The sequence below is a fragment of the Chitinophagaceae bacterium genome (assembly GCA_016713085.1).
GTDB lineage: Bacteria > Bacteroidota > Bacteroidia > Chitinophagales > Chitinophagaceae > Lacibacter.
Window position 1 is genome coordinate 778,385 of the sequence record JADJPV010000002.1, and the last position, 13,520, is coordinate 791,904.

Annotated in this window: 8 protein-coding genes and 1 pseudogene; 8 read left to right on the plus strand and 1 reads right to left on the minus strand. The window is 38.9% G+C overall.

What is annotated here, in order from left to right; all coding sequences use genetic code 11:
* The first annotated feature begins 18 nt into the window (after positions 1-18).
* The 3 genes from IPK31_16255 to IPK31_16265 are packed head-to-tail and all read left to right on the plus strand — an operon-like array spanning position 19 to position 2,704.
* Entirely contained in the window at positions 19-756 is a 738-nt protein-coding gene (locus IPK31_16255) for a (Fe-S)-binding protein (GenBank protein ID MBK8089362.1), read from the plus strand.
* Positions 753-2,126, plus strand: a complete 1,374-nt coding sequence (locus IPK31_16260) for a lactate utilization protein (GenBank protein MBK8089363.1) — start codon at positions 753-755, stop codon at positions 2,124-2,126. The genes IPK31_16255 and IPK31_16260 overlap by 4 nt, the downstream gene beginning before the upstream one ends.
* Entirely contained in the window at positions 2,123-2,704 is a 582-nt protein-coding gene (locus IPK31_16265) for an LUD domain-containing protein (protein MBK8089364.1), read from the plus strand. The genes IPK31_16260 and IPK31_16265 overlap by 4 nt, the downstream gene beginning before the upstream one ends.
* Positions 2,705-2,713: 9 nt before the next feature.
* Here the strand turns inward: IPK31_16265 and IPK31_16270 are convergent, their stop codons facing one another.
* Positions 2,714-3,748, minus strand: coding sequence for a LacI family DNA-binding transcriptional regulator (locus IPK31_16270; GenBank protein ID MBK8089365.1), 1,035 nt, complete (start codon positions 3,746-3,748; stop codon positions 2,714-2,716).
* 400 nt (positions 3,749-4,148) lie between these two features.
* On the opposite strand from IPK31_16270, the gene IPK31_16275 reads away from it, so the two are divergent.
* From IPK31_16275 to IPK31_16295, 5 genes and pseudogenes are all read left to right on the plus strand, one after another.
* Entirely contained in the window at positions 4,149-5,915 is a 1,767-nt protein-coding gene (locus tag IPK31_16275; protein ID MBK8089366.1) for a glycoside hydrolase family 9 protein, read from the plus strand.
* An 18-nt stretch (positions 5,916-5,933) separates the two neighbouring features.
* Complete coding sequence (locus IPK31_16280; protein ID MBK8089367.1) at positions 5,934-7,286, plus strand: hypothetical protein; 1,353 nt, start codon at positions 5,934-5,936, stop codon at positions 7,284-7,286.
* A gap of 21 nt (positions 7,287-7,307) precedes the next feature.
* A complete protein-coding gene (locus IPK31_16285; GenBank protein MBK8089368.1) occupies positions 7,308-8,675 on the plus strand; it encodes a hypothetical protein in 1,368 nt (455 codons plus the stop codon).
* A gap of 6 nt (positions 8,676-8,681) precedes the next feature.
* Positions 8,682-9,470: an SGNH/GDSL hydrolase family protein gene (locus IPK31_16290; protein MBK8089369.1), complete on the plus strand. Its 789-nt coding sequence runs from the start codon at positions 8,682-8,684 to the stop codon at positions 9,468-9,470.
* Positions 9,471-9,619: 149 nt separating this feature from the next.
* A pseudogene (locus IPK31_16295) lies at positions 9,620-13,476 on the plus strand (response regulator).
* Positions 13,477-13,520 lie beyond the last annotated feature (44 nt).

A 13,520-nucleotide genomic window follows, 5' to 3' on the forward strand; every position in this document is an offset into this window, starting at 1 on the left:
GCAGTTAAAAATGAACACATGAAAGTTGGATTATTTATACCCTGCTATATTGATCAGTTCTACCCACAGATAGGAATTGCTACACTTGAGTTACTGGAAAAATTTGGTTGTGATGTTTCTTTTCCGTTGAACCAAACCTGTTGCGGACAACCAATGGCCAACAGCGGTTTTGCTTCCTTAAGTAAAGATTGCGATAAAAATTTTGTTGCCAATTTCCGTGGCTTCGATTATGTGGTTGGCCCATCAGGAAGTTGTGTACTGCATCTCAAAGAACATTTAAAGGATGATCAGTTTCCCGGTGAAGCAGAACATATCCGTAAACATGTATATGAACTCACAGAATTTTTAGTGGATATTTTAAAAGTTGAACAGCTCGATGTTTCCTTTCCGCATAAAGTTGGATTGCATACAAGCTGTCACGGCCAGCGTGGATTGCATGTTGCTTCTATGAGTGAACTGGTTGCCCCTGAATTTTCAAAGCCTGAAAAATTATTGAGTATGGTGAAAGGTTTGCAGTTGAGTAAACCTGCAAGACCGGATGAATGCTGTGGCTTTGGCGGAACCTTCTGTGTATTTGAAGAAGCAGTGAGTGTGAAGATGGGCAAGGACAGGATTGCAGAACATGAAGCAAACGGCGTTGAATATATCACCGGTTATGATGAAAGTTGTTTAATGCACCTGGAAGGAATCTTAAAAAGGGATGGCAGCAGGATCAAAGCCATTCATATTGCAGAAATTTTAAACGGCAACGCATGAGTAAAGTATTAACACATGCAGAAGCTGCGGAACAATTCATTGCTGATGAGCCAAGAACCGACTGGCACAATGATACCTTATGGTTTGTACGACAGAAAAGAGATAAAGCTGCTCATGGCTTACCTGAATGGGAACAGTTAAGAGAATGGGCCTCACAAATAAAGAATCATACACTTTCCAATCTTGATCAGTACTTAGTTGAATTTGAAAAGAATGCTATTGCAAACGGAATTACTGTTCACTGGGCTGCCAATGGTGAAGAACATAACCGGATCATATACGATATCATTCAGAAAAATAAGATTCAGAAAATAGTGAAGAGCAAGAGCATGCTCACAGAAGAATGCGGCATGAATGAATTTCTGCATGGAAAAGGAATTGATATTGTGGATACAGATCTGGGCGAACGGATTGTACAGTTCAGAAAAGAACCGCCGAGTCATATTGTATTACCCGCTATTCATCTCAAGAAAAAAGATGTGAGTGATACCTTTCATGAACACCTGCATACAGAGAAAGGAAATAACGATCCGCAATATTTAACAGAAGCAGCAAGACAGCATCTCCGTAAAAAATTTGTTGAATCAGAATTAGCAATCACAGGTGTAAATTTTGCTGTTGCAGAAACAGGGGGCTTTGTTGTTTGCACCAATGAAGGCAATGCAGATATGGGCACACATGCTGCAAAGATTCATATTGCCTGCATGGGTTTTGAAAAAATTATTCCTAAGGCTGAACATCTTGCTGTGTTTCTCCGTTTGCTTGCAAGAAGCGCAACAGGTCAACCGATCACAACTTATTCAAGTCATTTTCAGAAGCCGAGAGAAGGACAGGAGATGCATCTCGTAATTGTTGATAACGGAAGAACAAAACAATTGGGCAGAGCCGATTTCAGAAATTCATTGAAGTGTATCCGTTGTGCTGCCTGTTTCAATACCTGTCCTGTTTACAGAAGAAGCGGCGGCCACAGTTATCATACTGCAGTTGCAGGACCAATCGGTTCCATTCTCAATCCAAATATTGATATGCGTGCAAACGCTGATCTTCCATTTGCATCTACACTCTGCGGATCATGCAGCAATGTATGCCCGGTGAAGATTGATATCCATGAACAGTTATGGAAATGGCGGCAGGTACTGGTTGCAGAAGGTTATGTGGATACAACTAAAAAAATAGGATTAAAAGGAATGGCTTTTGTACTGGCACATCCTGCTATCTATCGTTTTGCAGGAAGAGCAGGAAGGGCAGTAATGCGTTTATTTCCTTTTGTATTAAACAATAAACTTAATCCCTGGTACAAACAACGGGAAATGCCAGCTCCGCCAAAACAAAGTTTCAGAGATTGGTACATCAAGAATAAAAAATCATGAGTGCAAGAGAAGATATATTAAAAGCCATTACAGCGAATAAACCGGCACTTGTTGAATTACCGGTAATTGACAGTGCTAAAGTGATTCAGTATAATGACATTGTGCAGCAATTCAAAACTGTATTGCAAAGTATTGGTGGCACTGCAATTGAACTAACTGATCTTGATGCATTAAAGACAGAATTGGAAGCTAAAAAAGCAGCAGGTGAAGTGGTGGTGAACAGAATTGCAGAAATTGGAACAGTGGATAATTCTATTGCTGCATTAACTGCAACTGAATTGGCAGCAGTTGAAGTTGCTTATCTCAAAGCAACATTGGGCGTTGCCGAAAATGGTTCAGTATGGTTATACGAAAGCCAGATGGGTAACAGGTTACTGCCGTTTATTTGTCAGCATCTCGTTATAGTAATTGACAGAAACAGTATTGTTACAACCATGCATCATGCATATAAACAGGTTGATACAGCTAAGGAAGGATTCGGTGTTTTTCTTGCAGGCCCATCTAAAACAGCTGATATAGAACAGTCATTGGTGATTGGTGCACATGGTGCAAGAAGTTTAATTGTATATATCGTTTAAGATAAACAACTATTTTTTTCTGCTGGTTGATTCACGGATAAACATTTCTGTTGGTAAAATCCGTTTTTCAAAGCTTGTTACGGGCCGTTTACTTTCAATTAGCTGGATTAGTAATTCTGTTGCCAGTTTCCCCATTTCAAAGGCAGGTTGTCTTACCGTAGTAAGCGGCGGATTAAAAATTTCAGGTGCAGTAAAATTGGTAAAACCAATTACTGCCAGTTTTTTTGGAATACTGATTTTTCTTCTTTGCAGCAATGCCAGTACTGCAATGGTAATACGATCAGATGCAGCAATCACAGCATCAGGCGCTTTTTTTAAACTCAACAACTCGTCCAAAACTGTTTCCACTTCATTTACTTCCATTCCCCCGTGGTAACAGTATTTTACATAATCAGGATTCACTTCTATGTTGAATTCCTTTAATGCCCTGTAGTATCCTTCCAGCCTTTCTTTTGTTATGGAAATGTTTGGCGGACTGGTAATGTGAGCAATTCTTTTATAACCATTATTGATTAAATGCTTTGTTGCTTTGTAAGTTCCGTCAGCATTATCTGTTTTTACCTGGTGTGTTTCAATGGCATCGGTTACCCTGTCGAAAAATACAATCGGAATATTTTTTTCGTGTACTTTTTTTAAGTGTTCCAGGTTTTCTGTTTCTGTTGAAAGAGAAATCATCAGCCCGTCAACCGAGCGCCACATCAGGTGCTCCAGGTTCTCCAGCTCCCGTTCATACGATTCGAGACTTTGTGTAATCAAAAAATGGTAATTCTTGTCGTGTGCAACAGATTCTATTCCGTTAATCACTTCACCCCAGAAAATATTGGGGATGGAAGGAATTAAAATGCCGATACTTCTTGTTTTGTTACTTCTGAGGCTTTGTGCTACCAGGTTGGGCCGGTAATTTTTTTCACGTGCATAATCCTGCACTTTCTTCTTAATGGCCTCACTGATTTTATAACTGTCCTGTAAAGCCCTGGATACAGTTGAATTGGAAAGCCCGAGCGCCTGTGCAATATCTTTGATGGTTATGTTATCAGATTTCATTCGAAGCAATTGTATTTGCAGTAATCAGGCGATAAAGTAAGAACATTTTCACAATGTTTCCGAAATAAACTGAATTGATTGAGTTAAAGCTCTTTTTTTCGTTAAATTTAAATGATTTGGGTATTCACAAAAGTTCCCGAAACAAAAGGAGTATCACTGGAAGAACTGGAAAGGAAATTAATACCGGAATAATTATCTTTTTACACGGGTACTTTCTGAAAACATACTGCTGAATTTAATACAATAAAATGCAGAATTAGTATTACTGCAACTGCTGCGGGTTTGGTATCTTCAATTCTCATTGTACATTAAACAGTTACTTGCAAAACAGGTATCGTTTTACAGCTTAAAAAAGAGAGACATGTTTTTTTTAAAGAATTGTACGGATAGGGTGTGGATGATGAAAGGTCAAATAGTACTGATTTTTTTTACACTGCAATTTGTTTCCTGCAAAGAGATACATTCCCAATCATTATCTAATGATATTAAACTGAACCAGGAGGGGTTTTATCCCAATGCACCAAAATCAGCAGTCATAACAAACCATTTTTCTTCAAAAGAATTCTACCTCACAACGGAAAACTTAAAGGACACTTTCTTTACAGGTGTATTGAGTGCAGTAAAGCAGTCGGCCTATTCTTCCACCAAAACAAGGATCGCTGATTTTTCTTCTTTTACAAGGCCCGGAAAATACAGGGTCGTTAATGGATTAAATCATTCATATCCATTTCAAATAAAAAACAATGTAAATCACAATGCAGCCGTTGCTGTACTGAAAGGCTATTACTTTCAGCGGACTTCTATGCCGCTGGAGGAAAAGTATGCTGGTAAGTGGCAACGTACAGGCTTTCATCCCGATGATGTGGTATACATTCATCCCTCAGCTGCAGGTGAGGAACGGCCTGAAGGCACAATCATTTCAACTCCGGGAGGATGGTACGATGCAGGTGATTATAACAAGTACATTGTTAACTCCGGTATTACCATGGGTACAATCTTCTCAGCGTATGAAGATTTTCTGGAATACTTTCAACAGCTCAAAACAAATATTCCTGAAAGTGAGGATGCTGTTCCTGATATTTTAAATGAAGCCATTTATAATCTTCGCTGGATGCTGACCATGCAGGATCCAAATGATGGAGGTGTGTATAATAAATGCACCAATGCAGCCTTTGATGGAATGGTGATGCCCGGTGTTACAAAATCAAAAAGATATGTTGTACAGAAAGGAACTGCTGCCACTCTTGATTTTGCAGCAGTAACTGCACAGGCAGGCCGTATCCTGAAAAGTTTTCAACAACAATTTCCCGGACTGGCAGACAGTTGTATTACTGCTGCAAAAAAAGCATGGGAATGGGCATTACTGAATCCGGCATTGGAATATGACCAGAACAGTATCAATAAAAAGTTTACACCTGCTATTACTACCGGCGGTTATGGCGACAGAAATTTTAGCGATGAATGGCTTTGGGCAGCTGCAGAATTATTTTTAACCACAAGAGATAATCGTTTTTATAAAGTGGTAGAAGATCATTTAAAAGATAACGTCAATTTACCCAACTGGGGAAGTGTGGGCATGATGGCTTATTATTCTTTCCTGCATTTTAGAGATCAACTTCCTGCTACCTATTCTGCAACACTTACTCAAATGAGGAACCGAATCATCAGCATTGCAGACAGTTATATTGATAAAACAAATGTGAATGCATTTCATACAGTAATGGGGCAATCGGTAAGAGATTTTAACTGGGGCAGTAATTCCAATGCAGCTAACCAGGGAATGCTTTTAATCAAAGCTTATCTTTTAACCAAAGAAAAAAAGTATGTTGACTATTCTCTGACAAATGTCGATTATTTACTTGGCAGAAATGCAACCGGCTATTGTTTTATAACTGGCATTGGAAGTAAGCCAACAATGTTTCCTCACCATCGTCAGTCAACAGCTGATGCTATTGCTGAACCGGTACCGGGTTTGGTAGCAGGCGGTCCTAATCCTGCAAGGCAGGATAAGTGTACTTATAAATTTACTGAACCTGAAACTGCATATACAGATCATGATTGTTCTTATGCTTCCAATGAAATTGCCATTAACTGGAATGCTCCGGTTGTGTATTTACTCAATGCCATTGAAGCGTTACAAACAGAAGCAGGCTATAACAAAAAATAATTTCAAATCTAAGGCTGTATGAAAAAAACATGCTTGCTTCTCCTGTTCATTTTTAGTTTCATTTTTTTACATGCACAGCAAACGGTCATTCAGTATTTATCCGGCATTGATAAAGACCATACTGTAAGTTGGGATTTTATGTGCAGCAAAGGAATGAACAGTGGCAAATGGACAAAGATCCAGGTTCCTTCCAATTGGGAACAGCAGGGCTTTGGTACTTATAATTATTTTAAAGATTCTGTAAACCCCGATGAACAGGGGTTTTATAAATACAGATTCAATACAGCGGTTTCGTGGAAAAATAAAAAAGTAGTAATTGTATTTGAAGCATCCATGACAGATACAGAAGTGAAGATAAACGGGAAGTCTGCAGGTGCAGTTCATCAGGGAGGGTTTTATGAATTCAAGTATGATATTACAAAGCTGCTGAAACCATCCGGAGAAAATTTACTGGAAGTAACAGTGAGTAAGAAATCTTCCAATGAATCTGTGAACCGTGCCGAACGAAAAGCCGACTTCTGGTTGTTTGGTGGAATCTTTCGGCCTGTGTATTTAGAAATTTTACCAATCACACATATTGAACGGGTTGCCATACATGCAAAAGCCAATGGTGATTTTTCTGTAAACGTTTTCGCCAATAATATCAAACAACAGCAAACAGTTGAAGCACAGGTGCAGGAATTAAATGGAAAAGCAGTTGGTAAACCGTTTGCTCTAAGTGCGAATGGTGAAACTGTTTTGCAAAACCATTTCAGCAATATCAAAACATGGAATGCCGAGCAGCCTAATTTATACAGGGTTGTTATCTCCATTAAACAAAATGGAAAGATCATTCATACAATCAAGCAACGTTTCGGTTTCAGAACAGCTGAGTTAAAACCAAAAGATGGCTTTTATGTAAACGGTGTGAAAGTAATTTTCAGAGGAGTAAACAGGCACAGTGAATGGCCAGAAACTGGAAGAACATTAAGTCGTAACATTCACCTGATGGATATTGCGTTGATGAAGGATATGAATATGAATGCTGTACGCATGAGTCATTATCCACCTGATAAAGAGTTTTTGGATTTATGCGATTCGCTTGGTTTATATGTGCTGGATGAATTAACCGGATGGCAGGCTGCTTATGATACTTTGGTTGGAAGAAGATTAGTTAAAGAGTTAGTTATTCGGGATGTAAATCATCCATCGATCGTTATCTGGGATAATGGAAATGAAGGTGGATGGAACAGGGGACTGGATAATGATTATGCTTTGTACGATCCGCAAAAAAGATTGGTCATTCATCCATGGGAAAGGTTTAATGAAACCAATACCAAACATTATCCAGATTACAAGTATGTGCAGAATGAAGTATTAAATCCGAATTGAGTTTTTTTTCCAACTGAATTTATGCATGGATTATTTGATGGAGGACATGGTGCAGCCTTAGATGATTTCTGGAATGAGATGAAAAAGCATCCTTATTTTGCCGGTGGTTTTTTATGGGCACTGCATGATGAAGGCATTATGCGTAAAGATAAAAATGATGAAATGGATGTGGCGGGTAACCAGGCACCTGATGGTATTGTTGGGCCACACCGTGAAAAGGAAGGCAGTTATTATACCATTAAAGAAATCTGGAGCCCCGTACAAATTAATCTGGAAAAATTACCTGCAAATTTTGATGGAAGAATACCTGTTGAAAATTTGTACAGCTTTACCAATTTAAATCAATGCAGCTTTCAATGGCAGCTAATACAATTCCCTGCTTCTGCAAAAGGAGCAGCAACTATTCTCTCAAAAGGAATTGCAGCAATTTCTTTACTGCCCGGTGAAAAGGGAAGCCTGAATCTTAAACTGGATAAGAATTTCAGTAATGCCGATGCAATCTATCTTACTGCAAAAGATCCAAAAGGAAAAGAAATTTATACATGGAGCTGGGCAATTCATTCTCCAAAACAAATTGCAGAGAAGGCGAATGCTTTTCTGTCGTCAGGAATAATTACTACTGAGGATAATGAAATTAATTTTTCTGTAGCCTGTGATGGAATTGTGTACAGGTTTAATAAACAAACCGGTTTTCTGCAACAGGTGTTGAATGGGAATAAAGAAATTTCACTGAGCAATGGTCCTTCATTGGCAGGTGTAAGTTTATCATTAGCTGAATTTAAAACCTATCAGCAGGGCGATGAGTATATTGTTGAACCTGTTTATAAGGGAGATGATCAGTTTAAAGTAAAGTGGACCTTTGCAAAGGGAAAACTGCCGCAATTAGATTATCAATACAGCATTCAAAAAGAAATGGAGTACCTGGGAATTACATTTCAATATCCCGAAGAAAAAATTACCGGTATGAAATGGCTTGGTCGTGGCCCTTATCATGTGTGGAAGAACCGGTTGAAAGGAAATCAACTGAATGTGTGGGAGAAGAAATATAATAATACTATTACCGGGGAGTCTTACAATTATCCTGAATTTAAAGGATGGCATTCGGAATTGTATTGGATTACAGTTCAGAATAAGGAAACTGATTTTACAGTGTATGCAAAAGATGAACAGGTATTCTTCCAGATGCTGCAGCCTGCAAAACAGGCAGGGATTAAAAACATGAATACGCTTCCGGCATTTCCCGGAAATACAATTGGATTCTTTACAGGTATCAGCGCTATCGGCACAAAATTTCAGGATGCAAAAGTGATGGGGCCGCAAAGTCAGTTGAATGCAATTGCTCCTGCACCTGTAACAGGAACGCTGCTGTTTAATTTTTCAAAGCAATAAATAATAATGTCAGAACAAAATAATTCCCGCAGAAATTTTATTGCAAAAGCTGCAATGGCCTGTGCTGCTGCAACAGGCTTCACAGGGATAGAAAGTTTTGCTGCAGGCAGTGTTGAACAGAAACGTAAAACCGATCATTTGAATTTTTTATTCCAGGGCGATTCAATCACCGATGGCAACCGTGGAAGAAGTAAAGATCCAAATCACATCATGGGTCATGGGTATGCATTTAGTATTGCCAGCAGGGTAGGTGCGGCTTTTCCGGAAAAAGAAAATCAGTTTTATAACAGGGGTATCAGTGGAAATAAAATAACAGATTTAGCCAAACGCTGGCAAACTGATACACTCGACTTAAAACCGGATGTACTCAGTATTCTTATAGGAATAAATGATACAGACTCAGTAATACGACAGCAGAATATTGTTACGGCTGAACAATATGAGGAAGTATATCGTTCGTTACTGGAACAAACACATGAGCAGTTACCTGATTGTATGTTTGTTCTCTGTGAACCATTCATTCTTCCAGTGGGTAAAGTAAAAGAAAACTGGAACCTGTTTCATGATGACCTTCAGAAAAGACAGCTGGCAGTGAGTCGTTTATCAAATGAGTTCAACGCAGTTTTCATTCCGTTGCAAAAAATATTCAATGATGCAGTTAAGCGAGCAGCCGCCGAATACTGGATGTGGGATGGTATTCATCCAACATATTCCGGGCATGAATTAATTACTAAGGAATGGCTGAAGCAGGTAAGTAAAGAGTTACATTTTATCAGGAGGATAAAAGGAAATTAAATAAAGAAATAATTTCAGCTGCAAAAAGTCATCTTCAGCTTTCCCCAATATACTTGGGGATTATTTCCTTCTGTAACCTGAAGTTTAGTGACTATTTTTGACAGGCGGTGGATGTTTGTTTCATTAAGATTTTTTATTCCTTTTATTATATGAGGAGAAGGCTTTTTTTCAATTATATTATACTTTCTGTTTTTTTTCAGGTTTCTGCTGTTTCATTGATACATGCTTCTGATTCTATACCCGTGCAGTATCTCGGAATTGAACAGGGACTTTCCAATAATGTTGTTACAAGTATTTACCAGGATCATGATGGTTTCATGTGGTTCGGCACCTATGATGGGTTGAGCCGTTACGATGGTTATGGTTTCAAAGTGTACAGGAATATTATTGGCGATACTACTTCCCTTTGTCACAGTCACATCAATTCTATTACCGGCGATGCTGCTGATTATTTGTGGATCGGTACATCAAAAGGGATCAGCGTGTTTGATCCGGTAAGCAGACGTTTTTACACGCCTTCTTTCCGCTCATTTGATAAAGATGACAGGAACACTTTAACCGGAAACTCCAATATCATAAAATCTGCCTTCAATGGTGATATTGTATTTGCCGGAACTGATACACATGGATTACTTTATTTTAAACGCAGCAGCAGCAGCGGATTGCAGATTCCATTGTTCATTGGAAAAACAAAAGTTTCCAGTTACAGGATATCAGCAATTGAATATGACAGTGTAAGTAAAAAAGTATGGGTGTATGTTCCGGGAAACTACAGATGGCGGTGGCTTATGGATTCTGAAGTCAGGTAATGAAATGGCTGAGGCTTATCAGTCAAATGAACAGCAACCCAGTATTAACAGCACTGCGTTGTATGCTATTTTTATTGATGAAAAAGACAGAAAATGGATCGGCACATTAAGGGGCGGAGTAAATATTCTTTATCCGAATACAAGTTCATTCAGAACTGTATTTTTACAATAGTCCATTCAGAAATAACAGCAGTAATAATTTTATCAATTCTTTTTGCGAAGATCATAAAGGGAATATTTGGGTTGGTACAAGCGGTGCCGGATTGAGACACTGGAAGAGGTCGAACAATACATATGATCTGTACGTAAATACCGGCAATGATGCATCTATCAGCAGTAATTATGTAACAGGTGTAATGAAAGATGAGTACAACGATCTTTGGGCTTCCACCTGGTTTCATGGAGTTAACAGGTTGAAAGCGGGCTCAGGAAAATTTGAACGTTTCTCCTGTTATAATCCAAAGACAAAAGAAACAGAATATAATGTATGGCTGGTTTACCGTGACCGGTTTAAAAATATCTGGGCAAGCACCGTAAACAACGGAACACTCTATACGTTTAACAGGCAAACGAATCAATTTGAAATTTTTGATGACAGGATTGTAGACGTACAATGTTTAACAGAAGATCGTAATGGGGAGTTGTGGGCAGGTAATTACAGCAGTTTAATCAGCATCAATCAAAATAAAAAAACACATCATATTTACCCGGTTGGATATCCTGTAAGATCTATTCATGAGGACATTCATAAAAATTTCTGGGTAGGAACAGAAGGTGGAGGCTTGCTTCTTTTTAACAGGGCAAACGGTACTTTTCAACGTTTTACAACAGGTGAGGGGCTGCCCAATAATAATGTACTCCGTATTCTTGAAGATCAGCATGGCATTCTGTGGATGAGCACCTACAATGGTTTGTGCAGGTTTGATCCTGTGAACAGAAGCTTCAGGAATTTTACTTATGCTGATGGCCTGCAAAGCAATCAATTCAGTTTCAATGCAGCTCTTCCGCTTCGTTCAGGTGAATTTTTATTCGGAGGTATTAAAGGGTTTAATATTTTCCATCCTGACAGTATTAAAGAATCAAAAGAAGTGCCCCGTGTATTTTTAATCGGGTTAAAAATTGATAACACCCCGATTGAAGAAGAAGACCGTTATGTAACCGGAAGACAGGAGGAGTATGTGAAGCAAATAAAAGTGCCTTACGATAAAGCTATCCTGTCGCTTGACTTTCTTGCATTGGATTACTCGTTGGCAGATAAATTACAGTATGCCTATCAACTGACCGGTTGGGATAAAAACTGGAACAATACCGGAACGAACCGAACAGCAAACTATACCAGAATTCATGAGGGCACTTATATATTCAGTGTTAAAGTAATGAATGCATATGGTATATGGGGTGAAGAAACCAGGTTGCTGCAAATAACCATCCTGCCTCCCTGGTTCCGTTCCTGGTGGGCATATATTTTATATGCTGTGTTTATCATTGGTGCGGTTTACTTCTATCTCTTATATAATAAACGGCAGGAACGTTTACGGTATGAAATTAAACTGGCCCATCTTGAAAGTGAACAGGAAAAAGAGTTAACGGAAAAAAAGATTTCATTTTTTACACATATCTCTCATGAATTCAGAACACCGCTTACACTGATCATTAATCCGCTGAAGGAACTGGTGAAAGAAAATACAAATGAAGATATTCATAGGAAGACAACCATGATTCACCGTAATGCAAAGCGTTTGCTGAGCCTTGTTGATCAATTACTGCTGTTCAGAAAAGTGGAATCGGTAGATCAGCAGATGCGTATTGAACATTTTGATATTGCAGAAGTTTGTAATGAAGTGTACCTCAGCTTCAGTCAGCATGCAGCAATGAAGAACATCCGGTTTGTGTATGAAAAAAATGAGCAGAATATTTTTATTTATGCAGATAAAGAAAAGGTAGAGATCATCCTGTTCAATCTTATTTCGAATGCATTTAAATATACCGAAGCCGGTGGAGAGGTGATGCTCGGTATTATTCAAAATGAAAATGAAATTGAAATAGTTGTAAGCGATACCGGCAGTGGTATACCAATGGAAACCGGTGCTAAACTGTTTGAATCATTTTACCAGGCTGAAAATACAGGAAAGGCATCTCAAACAGGTTTTGGTATTGGTTTGTATGTCTCTCAAAAATTAGCACAGGCCCATCAGGGTCAGCTGTCATATACAAGCGAGCCGGGTAAGGGAACAACATTCAGTTTAAAACTGCTGAAGGGGAAATCGCATTTTGCGGCACGGCATATCAGTGAAGAATATAAACCTGCACAAACGATCCTGCATGAGCTGGTTGAAGATCCCGATTCAGAAAACCTGCTTGCTGAAGAAACTGAAACAAAACAAAACAAGTCAGCTGTTATTGATAAAATCACATCAGGTTTACCAACAATGGTGATTGTGGATGACAATGCTGAACTGCGTTCTTACATCAGGCAGGTATTTGAAGGTTCTTTTAATATCTATGAAGCAGATGATGGAAGTACTGGTTACGAACTGGTGCTGAAGGAAGTACCCGACATTGTTATCAGTGATGTAATGATGAAAAAAGTGGGTGGTATTGAAATGGTGAAGAACATAAAAGAAATGCCATCTATTGCACATATCCCGGTCATTCTGCTTACATCAAGCTCATCAGAAGAAGTAAAGCTGAAGGGCATTGAAGGCGGGGCAGAGGATTATATTACCAAACCATTCGACAGGGAAATTATTATTGCCCGTGTACAAAATATCCTCAAAGGAAGGAACCGGCTACAGCAGTATTTCTTCAATACAGTCACCTTAAAACCGGCTTCAGGAGTGGCAGGGGAGCATAAGATATTCCTTGAACGCTGTATTGCCATTGTTGAAAAGCACCTTGATAATCCCGAGTTCACCATTCAAACCTTCTGCAAAGAGATTGGGATGAGTCATCCGAGCCTCTACAAAAAAATTAAAGCTGTTTCTGGGCTCACGGTAAATGTATTTGTCCGTTACCTGCGACTAAGAAAAGCTGCAGAGCTTCTCATCAATACCAACAAAACAATTGTAGAGGTAACTTATATTACCGGGTTTAACGATGTACGTTATTTTAGGGAACAGTTCTTTAAGCTGTTTGAAATGAAACCATCTGATTACGTAAAAAAATACCGCAAAGCCCTGGGAGCTGGCTCGGTGTAAATGGGGAAATTTCCACACAGAAACTGCTTTTTCAGGCTGAATTC

Excerpts from the sequence above, each read along its gene's own strand:
- IPK31_16255 (MBK8089362.1), top strand. The coding sequence starts at position 19 with ATGAAAGTTGGATTATTTATACCCTGCTATATTGATCAGTTCTACCCA.
- IPK31_16260 (MBK8089363.1), top strand. The coding sequence starts at position 753 with ATGAGTAAAGTATTAACACATGCAGAAGCTGCGGAACAATTCATTGCT.
- IPK31_16265 (MBK8089364.1), top strand. The coding sequence starts at position 2,123 with ATGAGTGCAAGAGAAGATATATTAAAAGCCATTACAGCGAATAAACCG.
- IPK31_16270 (MBK8089365.1), bottom strand. The coding sequence starts at position 3,748 with ATGAAATCTGATAACATAACCATCAAAGATATTGCACAGGCGCTCGGG.
- IPK31_16275 (MBK8089366.1), top strand. The coding sequence starts at position 4,149 with ATGAAAGGTCAAATAGTACTGATTTTTTTTACACTGCAATTTGTTTCC.
- IPK31_16280 (MBK8089367.1), top strand. The coding sequence starts at position 5,934 with ATGAAAAAAACATGCTTGCTTCTCCTGTTCATTTTTAGTTTCATTTTT.
- IPK31_16285 (MBK8089368.1), top strand. The coding sequence starts at position 7,308 with ATGCATGGATTATTTGATGGAGGACATGGTGCAGCCTTAGATGATTTC.
- IPK31_16290 (MBK8089369.1), top strand. The coding sequence starts at position 8,682 with ATGTCAGAACAAAATAATTCCCGCAGAAATTTTATTGCAAAAGCTGCA.